Source organism: Streptomyces enissocaesilis (genome assembly GCF_039533765.1).
In the GTDB taxonomy this organism is placed as follows: Bacteria; Actinomycetota; Actinomycetes; order Streptomycetales; family Streptomycetaceae; genus Streptomyces; species Streptomyces enissocaesilis.
The window spans coordinates 18,204-32,442 of the sequence record NZ_BAAAUD010000033.1 but is presented as its reverse complement, the minus strand read 5'-3'; the positions used below and the strand labels follow the sequence as shown (position 1 = coordinate 32,442).

The 14,239-nt window shown below is 73.2% G+C and carries 13 protein-coding genes and 1 pseudogene; 8 read left to right on the top strand and 6 right to left on the bottom strand.

Annotation, left to right across the window (positions count from 1 at the left end):
- Positions 1-12 precede the first annotated feature (12 nt).
- The gene (locus ABD374_RS14960; RefSeq protein ID WP_344495316.1) at positions 13-465 is read right to left on the bottom strand and encodes a MarR family winged helix-turn-helix transcriptional regulator; all 453 of its coding nucleotides are present in this window, start codon (positions 463-465) and stop codon (positions 13-15) included.
- Positions 466-576: 111 nt separating this feature from the next.
- Between ABD374_RS14960 and ABD374_RS14955 the strand changes: the two genes are divergently transcribed.
- The gene (locus tag ABD374_RS14955; RefSeq protein WP_344495314.1) at positions 577-1,503 is read left to right on the top strand and encodes an NADP-dependent oxidoreductase; all 927 of its coding nucleotides are present in this window, start codon (positions 577-579) and stop codon (positions 1,501-1,503) included.
- Between the two features lie 28 nt (positions 1,504-1,531).
- On the opposite strand, the pseudogene ABD374_RS14950 reads toward ABD374_RS14955, so the two are convergent.
- A pseudogene (locus ABD374_RS14950) lies at positions 1,532-2,893 on the bottom strand (phosphatidylglycerol lysyltransferase domain-containing protein); the annotation flags it as partial.
- A gap of 145 nt (positions 2,894-3,038) precedes the next feature.
- A complete protein-coding gene (locus ABD374_RS14945) occupies positions 3,039-4,205 on the bottom strand; it encodes an ABC transporter ATP-binding protein (protein ID WP_344495312.1) in 1,167 nt (388 codons plus the stop codon).
- Positions 4,206-4,334: 129 nt separating this feature from the next.
- Between ABD374_RS14945 and ABD374_RS14940 the strand changes: the two genes are divergently transcribed.
- The 4 genes from ABD374_RS14940 to ABD374_RS14925 all read left to right on the top strand — a co-directional run bounded on the left by ABD374_RS14940 (position 4,335) and on the right by ABD374_RS14925 (position 7,913).
- On the top strand, positions 4,335-5,075 hold the full coding sequence (locus tag ABD374_RS14940; protein ID WP_344495310.1) for an ABC transporter permease: 741 nt from the start codon (positions 4,335-4,337) through the stop codon (positions 5,073-5,075).
- Positions 5,076-5,079: 4 nt separating this feature from the next.
- The gene (locus tag ABD374_RS14935; RefSeq protein WP_344495308.1) at positions 5,080-5,766 is read left to right on the top strand and encodes an ABC transporter permease; all 687 of its coding nucleotides are present in this window, start codon (positions 5,080-5,082) and stop codon (positions 5,764-5,766) included.
- A 49-nt stretch (positions 5,767-5,815) separates the two neighbouring features.
- Positions 5,816-6,796, top strand: a complete 981-nt coding sequence (locus ABD374_RS14930; RefSeq protein ID WP_344495306.1) for an ABC transporter substrate-binding protein — start codon at positions 5,816-5,818, stop codon at positions 6,794-6,796.
- Between the two features lie 85 nt (positions 6,797-6,881).
- Positions 6,882-7,913 (top strand): hypothetical protein, encoded by a 1,032-nt coding sequence (locus ABD374_RS14925; RefSeq protein WP_344495304.1) that lies wholly within the window; start codon positions 6,882-6,884, stop codon positions 7,911-7,913.
- A 6-nt stretch (positions 7,914-7,919) separates the two neighbouring features.
- Here the strand turns inward: ABD374_RS14925 and ABD374_RS14920 are convergent, their stop codons facing one another.
- Both ABD374_RS14920 and ABD374_RS14915 read right to left on the bottom strand, forming a co-directional pair.
- The gene (locus ABD374_RS14920) at positions 7,920-8,609 is read right to left on the bottom strand and encodes a response regulator (RefSeq protein ID WP_344495302.1); all 690 of its coding nucleotides are present in this window, start codon (positions 8,607-8,609) and stop codon (positions 7,920-7,922) included.
- A gap of 52 nt (positions 8,610-8,661) precedes the next feature.
- Complete coding sequence (locus ABD374_RS14915; protein WP_344495300.1) at positions 8,662-9,864, bottom strand: sensor histidine kinase; 1,203 nt, start codon at positions 9,862-9,864, stop codon at positions 8,662-8,664.
- A gap of 96 nt (positions 9,865-9,960) precedes the next feature.
- Here ABD374_RS14915 and ABD374_RS14910 point away from each other — a divergent pair, with 96 nt between their 5' ends.
- Both ABD374_RS14910 and ABD374_RS14905 read left to right on the top strand, forming a co-directional pair.
- Positions 9,961-10,941, top strand: a complete 981-nt coding sequence (locus tag ABD374_RS14910; protein WP_344495298.1) for an SAM-dependent methyltransferase — start codon at positions 9,961-9,963, stop codon at positions 10,939-10,941.
- Between the two features lie 522 nt (positions 10,942-11,463).
- The gene (locus tag ABD374_RS14905; protein ID WP_344495296.1) at positions 11,464-12,606 is read left to right on the top strand and encodes an NADH-quinone oxidoreductase subunit D; all 1,143 of its coding nucleotides are present in this window, start codon (positions 11,464-11,466) and stop codon (positions 12,604-12,606) included.
- A gap of 30 nt (positions 12,607-12,636) precedes the next feature.
- Here ABD374_RS14905 and ABD374_RS14900 read toward each other — a convergent pair whose 3' ends face one another.
- Entirely contained in the window at positions 12,637-13,767 is a 1,131-nt protein-coding gene (locus ABD374_RS14900) for a DUF5937 family protein (RefSeq protein ID WP_344495410.1), read from the bottom strand.
- Positions 13,768-13,872: 105 nt separating this feature from the next.
- Between ABD374_RS14900 and ABD374_RS14895 the strand changes: the two genes are divergently transcribed.
- On the top strand, positions 13,873-14,166 hold the full coding sequence (locus ABD374_RS14895; RefSeq protein ID WP_344495294.1) for a hypothetical protein: 294 nt from the start codon (positions 13,873-13,875) through the stop codon (positions 14,164-14,166).
- The last annotated feature ends 73 nt before the right edge of the window (positions 14,167-14,239 follow it).

Sequence of the window (14,239 nt, the reverse complement as noted above, 5' to 3'; positions counted from 1 at the left end):
CCAGCGTAGGCGTCAGGCGGTGGTGCCCGGACCGCGCGCACCGCAGAAGACGCGCCCCAGGAGGTCGTGGAGGATGGCGCGGCCGGAGTCGTCGAGGGCGTCGAGGGCGGCATGGGTGGTGTGCATGCGGGCCCGGATGGCGTCGACGGTCTCCTCGCCCGCGGGGGTGAGGACGACGTTCTTGACGCGGCGGTCGGTGGGGCTGACCTCGCGGCGTACGAGATCGCGCTTCTCCAGCCGGTCGACGATCCCGGTGATGTTGGAGGCGTCGCAGGCCAGGGTGGTGGCGAGGGCGCGCATCGAGGCGGGGGCCGCGCGCAGCACGCCGAGGGTCTTGGCCTGGCTGGCGGTGAGGCCCGCCTCGGCGGCGGCGAGGGAGAAGTCGCCGTAGTAACCGCTGAATGCCTCGGCGATCCGTTCCATGAGCTGGGCCTTGGTGGGAGTCGTCCGGATTGTCTCTGCCATGGGGGCAGCCTATCGCTCGAAACTTGACGTTCTCAAGCATTGAGGCCTACCGTGCGGTTATTAGTTGAGGATCTCAAGTATTTTTTTCACGCCTGTCCCAGGAGCAGCACCATGAAGGCCATCACCTACCGTCACTACGGCACCCCGGACGACCTCGAGTTCGGCGACGTGCCCGAGCCCCGGCTCGGCCCCGACTCCGTGCTGGTCCGGGTCAGGGCCGCCGCGGTCAATCCCGTCGACTGGAAGGTCCAGGCCGGTCACCTCGACACCGCGCTGGCCGCGGTCTTCCCCGTCGTCCCCGGCTGGGACGTGGCGGGCGTCGTCGAGCGGGCGGGCGCCGGAGTGACCGAGTACGCGCCGGGCGACGAGATCATCGGGTACGTGCGCGAGGACTTCGTCTCCCGCGGCACCTTCGCCGAGTACGTCGCCGCACCCGTGCGCACGCTGGCACGCAAGCCGGCGAACCTCTCCTTCGAGGAGGCCGCGGGGCTGCCCCTGGCCGGCCTCACCGCGTACCAGGCCCTGGTCCGCCACCTCGGGGCGGGCGAGGGGGACACGCTGCTGGTGCACGCCGCGGCGGGCGGCGTCGGTTCGCTCGCGGTGCAGATCGCGCGCGCCTTCGGTGTGCGGGTCATCGGCACGGCGAGCGAGCGCAACCATGACTACCTGCGGTCCCTGGGCGCCCTCCCGGTGACGTACGGCGAAGGGCTGGCCGACCGTGTCCGGGCGCTCGCGCCCGAAGGCGTCGACGCCGTGCTCGACCTCGTCGGCGGTGACGCGCTCAAGCTCTCGCCGCAGCTGCTCGCCCCCGGCGGCCGGCTGGTCTCCGTCGCGGACGCCGCGGTCACCGGCCTCGGCGGCACCTACCTCTTCGTACGCCCCGACACCGCCGATCTGACGGCGCTGACGGAGCTGGCCGAGCGCGGCGCGCTGACCGTCGAGGTGGCCGCGGTCTTCCCGCTGGAGAAGGCGGCCGAGGCCCTGCGGCTGAGCGGGGAAGGCCACACCCGCGGCAAGATCGCGATCAGCGTCGGCTGAGCGTCGTGACGGGCAGGCCGTCCGGCCGCCCGTGATCACCGGTCCGCGCCCGGGCGAGGTGCTCGCTCGGGCGCGGCACCGGCCCCCCGCCGGGCTCCCCGGCGGGGCCGGGCGCCACGGGGGCGCCGCGCGCGGTGTCCGGGCCGCGCCGGTCGGCGGGGGCCCGTCCGGTGCCCTCCGGCCCGGCGTCGCCGAGGTCACGGGCGCGGCGCGCGCGGGACGCGCAACCGCCCTGTCCGATGCGCTGGGCCATCCGGCGTACGGCACGCCCGGCCAGGGAGGAACCCGGCCCGTGGACCGCCGCTTCGCCCCCGGGCTCCAGGGCGTCGAGTCCGCTCTCGCGGGCCCACACCTCACCGCCGATCGCGCTGCAGCCCGTCACGGCGGGGGTCCAGGAGTGGGCCCCGGCCTCGTCCAGGAAGCGTTCGATGGCGCCCGGCCATGCCTCCACGTCGCCGATCGGGTCGCCGTCGGCGAGCATCACGCCGGAGACGACGCGGTAGGTGACGGCGGCCCTGCCGCTGGGGGAGAAGACGACGGCCCGGTCGTGGCGCGGCGCGGAGTGGCCCGGGCGGTCGGGGCCGCCGTGCCGGGCCAGCAGGGCGCGCAGCCGCTGCTCCTCGTCGGCGGTGAGGCGGGCCGCGGGGTGCTGGGGCCGCAGGGCCAGATAGACGGTGGTGACGGCGGTGAGCAGGCCCAGGGCGCCGAGCGAGTAGCCGACGGTGGAGGAGATTCCGCCCGTGTAGTCGACGGGGCCCTCGATGCCGAAGAGCCCGTACAGGACGTGCTCCAGTCGCTCCGCCACGCTCGGGTCCCCGACGACCTTCGCCGGGTGCGAGCTGACGACGATCAGACCGATGACGAGCGAACCGGCGCCCAGGAGGACGAAGTTGGCGAGCGCCTTCCAGCGGCTGCGCGGATCGGGCAGGGCCGCGAACTCCCCGCGGTGGCGCCCCAGGAGGACCAGCAGCGCCATCGGGAGCAGCACGCCGATGACCGAGTGCCGGTAGGCGAACTGCGCCGCCGCTCCGGCGGGCAGCAGGACCACGGCGGCCCGCCAGGCACGGCGTTTGTGGCGCTTGAGGCCGTGCGCGAGAAGTAACAGCAGTACGCCCGCGCTGATCGCGAGAGCGGCCGCGAACGGGCCGAGCGCCCCGGGCAACACCTCGGCGACGGTGTGCGTCCTGCTGTGCCGAAAGCGCGGGAAGACGCCGGCGGCGATGTCGAGGACGCCCACGACCGTGCAGGCCGTCCCGACCAGGAAAGGCACCCGATCGGGACGCGGGCCCCGCAGGATCCCCCGTACCGGCAGAATCCGCCGTGTCCGCCGTGTCCGCCGTGCCCGGTCCGGAACCGCCCCTGAGTTGTCGCCGTCCAGGCTGATAGACATCGCTTCCCGTGGCTCCGCGAGAGATCGTCTGTCCGTGGCCGAGGCATCCGGACAATTTGCGCCCTCTAGGACGGCGCATCCGGGAGGCGGGTTCACTCGCGCGCGGAAAATCCTCAGCCGGAAAGCCGGTGGACGAGCCGATGACTCAGTCCCGGCCGACGGTCTCCACCTCCACCGCCGTACGGGGAACGGCCTGCGCGTCCGCGTCGATGGAACGGCGCAGCGCCTCGTGGAGACGGGCCGGTGTGAGGACACCGAGGAAACGTCCCGCGCCCTCCGCGTCGACGACCGCGATCCACCCCGCGTCGTGCTGGAGCATCGTGGAGAAGGCCTGCTTGAGGGAGGCGCCGACGGGCAGCCACGCCTCCATGCGGCGGGCGTGTTCCCGTACGGTCCCGGTGGCCGTCCGTGCCTGTTCGGCGGAGATCCAGCCGTGCAGATCGTCGGCGCCGTCGAGGACGACGGCCCACCGGGCGCCCCTGGAGGCCAGCTCGGCGGCAGCCTTGCCGACCGGGTCGTCGAGGTGGACGACCGGCGGCTGCTCCAGGTCGCCCGGCTCGACGGGCGTGACGGAGAGGCGCTTGAGACCGCGGTCCGCGCCGACGAAATCCGCGACGTACGGGGTGGCGGGCGCCCCGAGGACGGCGGCCGGGGCGTCGAACTGCTCGATCCTGCCCTGCCCGTAGACGGCGATGCGGTCGCCGAGCCGGACGGCCTCCTCGATGTCGTGGGTGACGAAGAGGACGGTCTTGCGCACCTGGGACTGGAGCCGCAGGAACTCGCTCTGGAGGTGCTCACGGACCACCGGGTCGACCGCGCCGAAGGGCTCGTCCATCAGGAGTACGGGCGGGTCGGCCGCCAGGGCCCTGGCCACGCCGACACGTTGGCGCTGGCCGCCGGAGAGCTGGTCGGGGTAGCGGTGGCCGTGGACGGACGGGTCGAGGCCGACCAGGTCGAGGAGTTCGGCGGCGCGCTCGCGGGCCTTGGCGCGTTTGACGCCGAGAAGGTGGGGCACGGTCGCGGTGTTGTCCAGAACCGTCTTGTGGGGGAAGAGGCCGACCTGCTGGATGACATAGCCGATGCGGCGGCGCAGCCGCACCGGGTCGATGGTGGAGATGTCGTCCCCGTCGAGGAATATCCGGCCGCCGGTCGGCTCTGTCAGGCGGTTCACCATCTTCATGGTGGTGGTCTTGCCGCAACCGGAAGGACCGACGAGCGTGACCAGTTCCCCCTCGGCGACCTCGAAGGAGAGGTCGTCGACGGCGGTGGTGCCGTCGGCGTACCGCTTGGTGACGTGCTCGAAACGGATCATGACTCTCCATTGTGGCCGGTCCGGTGTCACGACCATGGTGCGGGAACGTGACGGATTCCGGCGGCTGTCAGTGGCCGGGGATAGGGTCGTCAGACACAAGTTCGGGATCTCGGGGGGAGGCGGGGCGGCATGAGCGGCCGGAGCTGCCTGACGGCGAACGACTGGATCTGCGGGGAGTACGTCCGCTCCCGGAGCCAGGAGTTGGCCGACGCGACCGTCCAGCATGTGTGGATCACCCTGGTCTCCGTGCTGATCGGCCTGCTGATCGCCTTCCCGCTGGCCCTGCTCGCGCGGGACCGGGACGGACGCCGGTCCCGGTTCGCGGGGCCGGTCCTCGGCCTCACGACCGTGCTCTACACGGTCCCCTCGCTGGCGATGTTCTCCCTGCTGCTGCCGGTGTTCGGGCTTTCGGCGGCCGTGGTGGTCACGGGCCTGGTCCTCTATTCGCTGACCGTCCTCGTGCGCAACATCCTGGCCGGGCTGGAAGCGGTGCCGGCGGAGGCGCGGGAGGCCGCGCTGGGGATGGGGTACGGCCGCGGACGGCTGCTGTGGGAGGTCGAACTGCCGCTGGCGCTCCCGGCCCTGCTCGCCGGGGTGCGGATCGCGACCGTTTCGACGGTCGCCCTGACGACGGTCGGCGCGATCGTGGGGTACGGCGGTCTGGGGACGCTGATCGTGGACGGCCTCGACTCCCTCTTCAGGGCGCAGGTCCTCACCGCTTCGGTGATCTGTGTGCTGTTGGCGGTGGCGGCGGACCTGCTGCTGCTCGGGCTGCAGAGACTGCTGACGCCGTGGACCCGGCCGCGCACACCGCGCGTACGCACCACCCGCACCACCTCCGTACCCGCCTCTGTCACGAAGGCCGGCTGAATCCATGGGAGCGATCGGGGAGGCCTTCGCCTGGCTGGCGGCCGGTGCCAACTGGCAGGGGGAGAGCGGGATCTGGAACCGGCTCGGCGAGCACCTGTACTTCAGCGGCGTGTGCCTGCTGCTCTCCTGCCTGATCGCGCTGCCGGTGGCGCTCTGGCTCGGGCACGTGGGCCGGGGCGGCGCGCTCGCCGTCAACCTCTCCAACGCGGGGCGGGCGGTCCCCACCCTCGCGGTGCTGGTCCTGCTGACGCTCACCCCGCTGGGCAAGCAGGGCGACCTGCCGACGATCGTCGCGCTGGTGCTGTTCGCCGTACCGCCGTTGCTGACCAACGCGTACATCGGCATGCGGGAGGTGGACCGGGCGGTGGTGGAGGCCGCGCGCGGGATGGGCATGTCGGGGTGGCAGTTGTTCGTACGGGTCGAGCTGCCCCTCGCGTATCCGTTGGTCATGACCGGGCTCAGGTCGGCGGCCGTCCAGGTGGTCGCCACGGCCACGCTCGCCGCGATGGCGGGCGAGGGCGGCCTCGGCCGGATCATCACGGCCGGCTTCAACACGTACGACACGCCGCAGGTGGTGGCGGGCGCGCTGCTCGTCGCCGTCCTCGCGCTCCTGGTCGAGGGAGTGCTGGTGGCGGCGGACCGGCTGCTCGACCCGATGCGGCGGCGCGGCGCGGACCGGCCGGCCGCCTGACGCACTCTCTGGTTGGTTTCCCTACTTCTTCTCTTGGATGGTGAACGTCATGAGCAGGACCTCACGCACAGCGGGTGCGGTAGTGGCCGTGATCGCACTGGCCGGTGGGCTGGCGGCATGCGGCGGCAAGAACCTGGAGGAGGGCGGGACCGGCGGCGCCACCGAGGCCGGTGCGGCCGGGAAGAAGGGGTCGCTGGTGGTGGGTTCGGCCGGCTTCACCGAGTCCAAGGTGCTGGCCGAGCTGTACGCGCAGCTTCTCTCCGACGCCGGATACGGCACCTCCGTCAAGACCGTGGAGAACCGCGAACTCTACGCACCCGCCCTGGAGAAGGGCGAGATCGACGTCGTACCGGAATACGCCGCCACGCTTGCCGAATTCCTCAACGCGAAGGCGAACGGCCCCGAGGCGCCGGAGAAGAATCCGGTCGCGTCCAGCGATGTGGCCGCCACCGTCGAAGCACTGGAGAAGCTCGCGGAGCCGCGCGGACTGAAGGTGCTGCCGGCCGGCGGGGCCGTCGACCAGAACGCCTTCGCGGTGAGCAAGGAATACGCGGAGAAGAACGACCTCAAGACCCTTTCCGATCTTGGCAAGTCCCAGCTGAAGGTGAAGATCGCGGCGGGCGACGAATGCGAGATCCGGCCCTTCTGCGCACCGGGCCTGAAGAAGGAGTACGGGATTGACGTCACCGGCGTCGACCCCAAGGGCGTGGGCACTACGCAGTCCAAGCAGGCCGTCAAGGACGGCGCCGATCAGCTGGTGCTGACCACGACGACCGACGCGACGCTGGAGAGCTTCGGGCTCGTCCTCCTGGAAGACGACAAGAAGCTCCAGAACGCCGACAACGTACTGCCGGTGGTCAATGCGAAGGACGCCGGAACGCGGGAGATAGCCGACACTCTCGGCAAGCTCACCAAGGTGCTCACGACCGATGATCTGGTGGAGCTGAACCGCAAGATCGACTCCGACCGGGCGAAGCCCGCCGACGCGGCGAAGGAGTATCTGGAGTCGAAGGGTCTGATCAAGAAGTAGATCCTGCGAGGAATTGGGTAACCGCCCGGGAACAGATTGCCGGGCGGGTCCCCATCTTCCGCGTACGCACGGTAAATTTCAGGCCATGCCACGTGGACGCCACCGCCATTCGCCACCCCTGCACAAGCTCCTTCCGCCTTCGGCGGTCGCCGGCGCGTCGATGCTCTGCGCCGCCGGTGCCTGGTTGTTCGCGGAACCGGTGGTGCTGCGCGGCCTGGTGGCCGCGGCCGCGGCCGCGGCGGTCACCGGCGCGGTTCTCATGCGTGACTGGGACCGGGCGGCGGGCCGGCGGGTGGCCGAGCTGACCCGGGCCCGGGTCAGCGACGAATGGAAGACCGAGGAGCGGGTGGCGGACCTCGAATCGGATCTGGAGGAGTCGCGTCGGCTGCGCGCCAGGCTCGACGCGAAACTGCGCGGCAAACGGGCCGAGCTGGCCGCCCTGCGCGGCGAGCACGCCGCCCTGCTGCGGCGCTACGCGACCGCGGAGACCGAGCGGGCCAGCGCGCTGGAAGGCCGGCGGCTGCTGGCGATCGAGGCGTCGGCCTCCGCGAAGGCCCTGCCCGCGGCGGGCAGTTCACCGACGCCGTCCGCGTACCTGCGGGCGTCCATGGCGCTGGACCGGCTCGCCCGCAACGCGGCGGACCAGGAGGCCCGCAGGACGCGCGAAGCACGCGACCGTGACGAGCGGGGCCCCGCCGGCCAGGGACGCGAGGCCCAGGGGCACGAGGCCCGGGGACGCGGGGTGGAGGAGCCGGAGGGGAAGCACGAGGCGGCCGCCGGTACCGACGCCGTGTCCCTTGCGGACCGCGCGCGCCCGTCGTCCGCCATCGTCCCGCGCCGCGTCGCGGCCGCCTCCACGGACAAGCCGTACGCCGCCCGGCGCCGCCGCGCCTCGCGCGTGGAGGGCGGCTTCGACTTCTTCGGCACCCAGAAGTCGGCCGAGGCGGCGATCGCGGCAGTCCAGGACGAGGATCTCGCGGACGTGGTCGGCCAGGAGGCCCTGGCGGCCGCGCACCGGGACTCGGCAGCCCCGGTGGTGGGCCAGGTCATCGACCTGACGGCCCATGACGAAACGGAACAACTCGACGTGGTGGAGCTGCGCAGCGCGATCTCGTGAACGGGCCTACGCGGACGCGTGGCCGCCGCCACCCGCGCGGATCAGCCCCGATTCGTACGCCAGGACCACGACCTGGACGCGGTCGCGCAGGTTGAGCTTGGCCAGGATGCGGCCGACATGGGTCTTGACGGTGGCCTCCGAGAGCACCAGCCGGGCCGCGATCTCGCCGTTCGACAGCCCCTGCGCCACGAGCAGCATCACCTCGCGCTCACGGTCGGTCAGCCGGGCCAGCGCGGTGTCGGCCGCCTTCGTCTCCTTGCCCGAACCCGGCAGCATCGGTGAGAAGCGGTCCAGCAGGCGCCGCGTGGTCGACGGCGCGACGACCGCGTCCCCGCTGTGCACCGAGCGGATGGCGGCCAGCAGTTCGGCCGGCGGCACGTCCTTCAGCATGAAGCCGCTGGCCCCCGCCTTCAGCCCGGAGAACGCGTACTCGTCCAGGTCGAAGGTGGTCAGGATGAGGACCTTCGGCGCTCCGGGATCCGCGCAGATGCGCCGCGTCGCCTCGACCCCGTCCAGCTTCGGCATCCGTACGTCCATCAGAACGACGTCCACCGCCGTGGCGCGCAGCACCTCGATCGCCTCCGCCCCGTCACCGGCCTCGGCGACGACCTCCATGTCCGGCTGGGCGGCGAGGACCATCCGGAAGCCGGTGCGCAGCAGCACCTGGTCGTCTACGAGCATCACGCGGATGGACATGGGGTGGGTGCCTTTCGTCGGCGTAGGCAGGGGGGAGGAACAGGAAAGGGGCTCAGTGGGCCGGCTTGAGCGGGAGCAGCGCGCTGATCCGGAAGCCGCCGCCCGGCCGCGGCCCCGCGTCGAGCGTGCCGCCGACCATACCGACGCGCTCGCGCATGCCGATGAGGCCGTGGCCCTGCCCGTCCGCGCCGCCGTCCTCGTACAGGTCGTGCGTCGCGCCCCGCCCGTCGTCCTCGACGAGCAGGCCGAGCCCGTCGTCGAAGTAGACGAGCCGCACGCTCGCGCCCACGTCCGGACCGCCGTGCTTGCGCGCGTTGGTGAGGGCCTCCTGCACGATGCGGTACGCCGTGAGCTCCACCCCGCTCGGCAGCGGCCGCGGCGTGCCCTCGACCTTGAAGTCGACCGTCAGCCCGGCCGTCCGCACCTGCTCCACGAGGTCCTCGATCTGCTCGACGTCGGGCTGCGGCACGTACTCGCCGCCCTCCTGGGGCTCGCCGGTCCGCAGGACGCCCAGCAGCCGCCGCATCTCGGCGAGCGCCTGGCGCCCGGTCGTCGAGATGGTCTCCAGCGCCTGCCTGGCCTGCGCGGGCGAGGCGTCCAGGACGTACGCCGCGCCGTCCGCCTGGACCACCATCACGGAGACGTTGTGCGCGACGACGTCGTGCAGTTCGCGGGCGATACGGGCCCGCTCGGCGGCGACGGCCACCTTCGACTGCGCCTCGCGCTCCTTCTCCAGGCGCGCGGCGCGCTTCTCCAGCTCGGCGAAGTACGCGCGCCGGGTCCGCAGCGAGTCGCCGAGCACCCACGCCAGCGCGAACGGCAGGGCCATGACGATCACGAAGAAGACCGACGCGAGGACCGGGCCGCTGTCCGGCGGGGGCCAGCGCAGTTGCGCCAGGGGAGCCGCGGCCAGGCCGCCGCCGAGCGCGACCCGCGAGGCCCAGCGGGGCCCGTCGCTCGCGGCGACGGTGTGGACGATGACCAGCATGGCCCAGTCGGCCGGATTGACCTCCACGTCGGACACGAGCTGGGCGACGCCCAGCAGGAGGGTCAGCAGCAGCATCCTCTCCGGCGCGCGGCGGCGCAGGGCCACCACGAGGGAGAGCAGCGCGACGATCGGAACGGCCGCGATGCGCGACGCGGTCTCCATGGACGCCTGGACGGCCCACAGCAGGGAGAACCCGAAGAGCATCACAGCCCAGAAGCTGTCGACACTCGTCGGGTGCCTGCGGATGAAATCGTAGAGGCGTTGCACGTAACCCAGCGTAAGGAAAACGAAGAGGTGCAGGGGTCAACCGGAGGAGCGATCCGGTGGGCCGGAGCCTACTCCCCAAGGTGGAGACTTGGTGTCGTGACGGATGAGTGGCAGGGATGGCGGGAGGCGGCGGAGCAGGCGCTGTACGGCCCCGGGGGTTTCTACGTGCACCCCGCGGGTCCGGGCCCCTCGGGGCACTTCCGTACGTCGGTGCACGCGTCCGCGCTGTTCGCGGGAGCGGTCGCCCGGCTGCTCGGGGACGTCGACGCGTCGCTCGGCCACCCGCGGGAGCTGGCGCTGGTCGATGTCGCGGCGGGCCGGGGCGAGCTGGTGTCGGCGGTGCTCGCGGCCCTGGCGCCGGAGCTTTCGGCGCGCGTGAGGGCCTACGCCGTGGAACGCGCGCCCCGCCCGGCCGGCCTGGACGACCGCGTCGAGTGGCTCGCCGCACCGCCGTCGGGCGTGGCCGGGCTGCTGTTCGCGAACGAGTGGCTGGACAACGTCCCGGTGGAGGTGGCCGAGACGGACGCGGCGGGTGCCGCCCGGTACGTCCTCGTACGCCGGGACGGCGAGGAGCGCCTCGGCGACCCGGTGACCGGGGCGGACGCCGAGTGGCTCGCGCGCTGGTGGCCGTTGCCGCGCGGCGGCGGGCCCGGACTGCGGGCGGAGATCGGCCGCCCGCGCGACGCGGCGTGGGCGGCGGCGGTGGCGACGCTCGACGCGGGCCTGGCGGTGGCGGTGGACTACGCCCACGAGCGGACGGCGCGCCCCCCGTTCGGCACGCTGACGGGCTTCCGGGCGGGCCGGGAGGTACGCCCGGTCCCCGACGGCACCTGCGACATCACCTCCCACGTCGCCCTGGACGCGTGCGCACTGCCGGGCGCGGAGCTGCTGTCGCAGCGGGAGGCCCTGCGCCGCCTGGGCGTGACGGCGGGCCGCCCCCCGCTGGCCCTGGCGTCCACGGACCCGGCGGCGTACGTACGCGCGCTGGCGGGGGCGGGCGAGGCGGCGGAGCTCACGGCCCGGGGCGGTCTGGGCGACTTCACCTGGCTGACCCAGCCGCTCCCGCCGGCCGTGTGAGCGGCCACCGCCCCGCGGAGCGTCCGGCGGTGGCGGGAGGGGGTGTGCCGGGGCGCTCCCCGCAGGGTGTCGAACGCGGCCCCCCGAAGGAACCCCCGTACCCGAAGGTTCGGCACCCGAGGAAACACCCCGACGCGCCACCGCCCCGAAGGCCCGTACCCCACGCGCCACCGCGCCCAGCGCGCCCGAAGGCCCGTACCTCACGCGCCACCGCGCCCAGCGCGCCACCGCGCCCGAAGGCCCGTACCCCACGCGCCACCGCGCCACCGCGCCCGAAGGCCCGTACCCCACGCGCCACCGCGCCACCGCGCCCGAAGGCCCACGCGACCCCGCACCCGGCGCGCCACCGTCCCCTCGCCCTGCCCCCGAGACCCCGCCGCGCACCGCGTCCGTGCTCCCAGCGCGTCCCGCACCCCACGCGTCCCCGCCCCCGAGGCCCGGCGCGTCCCCGTACCCAGCGCGTCCCCGCACGCCCCCGCACCCGCCCGGCCGCGGCGACCCCGGCGGGGGGATACTGTCCGCATGACGGAGACCACGGTCGGCATCGGCGGCGCGGCGGAGAGCACCGACATGGTGCTCAACATCGGCCCCCAGCATCCCTCCACGCACGGCGTCCTCCGCCTCAAACTCGTGCTCGACGGCGAGCGCATCCAGCACGCCGAGCCGGTCATCGGCTACATGCACCGGGGCGCGGAGAAGCTCTTCGAGGCCCGAGACTACCGCCAGATCGTGATGCTCGCGAACCGCCACGACTGGCTGTCCGCCTTCTCCAACGAGTTGGGCGTCGTCATGGCCGTCGAGCGCATGCTCGGCATGGAGGTCCCGGAGCGCGCCGTGTGGACCCGCACGCTCCTCGCCGAGCTGAACCGGGTGCTCAACCACCTGATGTTCCTCGGGTCGTACCCCCTCGAACTGGGCGGAATCACCCCCGTCTTCTATGCCTTCCGCGAGCGCGAAGAGCTCCAGGCCGTCATGGAGGAGGTCTCCGGCGGCCGCATCCACTACATGTTCAACCGGGTCGGCGGCCTCAAGGAGGACCTGCCCGCGGGCTGGCTCGGCCGGGCCCGCGAGGCCGTCGCGGACGTCCGGTCCCGGATGGAGGTGTACGACAGCCTCGTCCTCGGCAACGAGATCTTCCGCGGCCGTACGCGCGGCGTCGGCGTGCTGTCGCCCGAGGCCGTGCACGCGTACGGAGTGAGCGGCCCCATCGCCCGCGCCTCCGGCGTCGACTTCGACCTCCGGCGCGACGAGCCGTACCTCGCCTACGGCGAGCTCCAGGACACGCTCAAGGTCGCCACCCGGACCGAGGGCGACTGCCTCGCCCGCTTCGAGGTCCTCCTCGACCAGACGCACAACGCCCTGGACCTGGCGGACGCCTGCCTGGACCGCATGGCCGGCCTCGCCCCCGGCCCGATCAACCAGCGGCTGCCGAAGGTGCTGAAGGCCCCGGAGGGCCACACCTACGCCTGGACCGAGAACCCGCTCGGCATCAACGGTTACTACCTCGTCTCGAAGGGCGAGAAGACGCCGTACCGCCTGAAGCTGCGCTCGGCGTCGTTCAACAACATCCAGGCTCTGACGGAGCTGCTCCCGGGAACGCTCGTCGCCGACATGGTGGCGATCCTCGGTTCGCTCTTCTTCGTCGTCGGCGACATCGACAAGTAACCGGGGCGGCGCCCCGCCGCGCGTCACCGCCTAGCGCAGGACGCCCTCCAGGAACTCGCTGCCCAGCCGGGACACCACCTGGAGGTCCAGGCTGTGCAGGACGTACCGGCCGCGGCGCTGTGTCGTCAGCAGGCCGGCCTTCTTCAGGACCGCCAGGTGACGGGAGACCTCGGGCGCGGTGATGCCGTGCGAGTCGGCGAGCTCGCCCGTCGTGTACGGAGAGCGGGCCAGATTGCGGCACAGGCGCATGCGCATCGGGTGGGCCAGCGCCTCCATCCGCAGCTTCAGCAGCTCCACCGATGCCGGGCTCGGCAGCTCGGGGGCGCCGACCGGGTAGTGGATCACCGGTCGCCAGCCGGGAGCGTGCAGGACGGACAGGTGCGGCCAGCCGAAGCTGGACGGGACGAACGTGAGCCCCGTGCCGACCGCCGCCTCCACGGCGCTGGTGCGGCCCTCGGCCAGCTTGTCGGCGTGGATGCGGGTCCTGGCCCCGCCCGCGCCGCCGCTCTCCACCAGGGTCAGCGCGGGGGAGACCGCGTGCAGCGCCTCCGCCAGGCCCTTGTGGCGCAGCAGCTCGCCCTTGTGCCGGGCGTCGGCGGCCAGTTGGACCCGTGCGCGGCGCCAGGTGTCGGCGAAGAACGCCTGGTCGCAGTCTTCGAAGAGCCGCCGCAGCCAGGCCCGTACGGACGCGGGGTCGGCCAGCAGCCGCCGCGCGAAGTCCGTCTGCTTCGGCCCGCGCGCGGCGGCGAGGTCCAGTGCCCGCTCGCGCACCGCCGGGTCGACGAGCGGGGAGGGGCCGCCGGCGCCGTACGTACTGGAGCAGGTGAACTCCAGTGCCGAGGAGACGAACCGCTCGTCGTCCAGCCGGTCCAGCGCGTCCAGGTCCTCGCTGAGCCTCGCGCCCGTCCTGCCGTCACCGCCCCGCACGCCGGCGAACGGCATGAAGACGTCGGAGAACGTGCTGCGCCACAGGAAGTCCGCCTCGCTCAGCCGGTCGGCGAGGTCCGGCTTCAGGGAGGCGGCGGTCGCGGTCGCCCAGCCGTGCAGCCCCGGGTGGTGGCCGGGCTCGGACAGGGCGTGCAGGGCCATGCCGAGCTCCGCCAGCGGAGAGGTCTCGAAGGCGATGCGCTCGGGCGGCAGGCCGGTGATGTCGATGGACACGCTCATGGGCTCATCGTGCCCGCTGCCACTGACAGCGCGGCCGCCGATTGACGGGGGTCGTCAAACGAAGCGCGGTGCGCGGTGCGGTGTACGCATGGTGAGGACATGAACGCCACTCAGCAGCACATGCTCGACGCCTACCGCGCCACCCGGCTCGGAGCCCCCGTCCCGCCGGCGCCCGGCCTCAACGACTGGCAGGCGGTCCGGGAGGTCCGCGACTACTGGCGCTTCCGCGCGGTGGCCGAGGGCCGGCCGCCGCTGGCCCGCCGGCTCCGGACCGCCCTGACGCGCCTGCTCGGGCTCCGCACCCCGGCCGCCCGCGACTCCGGGCCCCGCCCCCGCCCCCGCACCGCGCGGCCCCGCCCGGCGGGCTCCGGCACCCCCCGCGCCTGCGGCTAGTGCTGGCGCCGTCAGCCGCTCGCCGGGCGTCGCCTCCGGGGAGGAGCGCGAAAGTACGCGGCCGGAGTTCTTC

Bases quoted from the DNA above. Each gene is read 5' to 3' on its own strand.
- ABD374_RS14960 (WP_344495316.1), bottom strand. From the start codon at position 465: ATGGCAGAGACAATCCGGACGACTCCCACCAAGGCCCAGCTCATGGAA.
- ABD374_RS14955 (WP_344495314.1), top strand. From the start codon at position 577: ATGAAGGCCATCACCTACCGTCACTACGGCACCCCGGACGACCTCGAG.
- ABD374_RS14945 (WP_344495312.1), bottom strand. From the start codon at position 4,205: ATGATCCGTTTCGAGCACGTCACCAAGCGGTACGCCGACGGCACCACC.
- ABD374_RS14940 (WP_344495310.1), top strand. From the start codon at position 4,335: ATGAGCGGCCGGAGCTGCCTGACGGCGAACGACTGGATCTGCGGGGAG.
- ABD374_RS14935 (WP_344495308.1), top strand. From the start codon at position 5,080: ATGGGAGCGATCGGGGAGGCCTTCGCCTGGCTGGCGGCCGGTGCCAAC.
- ABD374_RS14930 (WP_344495306.1), top strand. From the start codon at position 5,816: ATGAGCAGGACCTCACGCACAGCGGGTGCGGTAGTGGCCGTGATCGCA.
- ABD374_RS14925 (WP_344495304.1), top strand. From the start codon at position 6,882: ATGCCACGTGGACGCCACCGCCATTCGCCACCCCTGCACAAGCTCCTT.
- ABD374_RS14920 (WP_344495302.1), bottom strand. From the start codon at position 8,609: ATGTCCATCCGCGTGATGCTCGTAGACGACCAGGTGCTGCTGCGCACC.
- ABD374_RS14905 (WP_344495296.1), top strand. From the start codon at position 11,464: ATGACGGAGACCACGGTCGGCATCGGCGGCGCGGCGGAGAGCACCGAC.
- ABD374_RS14895 (WP_344495294.1), top strand. From the start codon at position 13,873: ATGAACGCCACTCAGCAGCACATGCTCGACGCCTACCGCGCCACCCGG.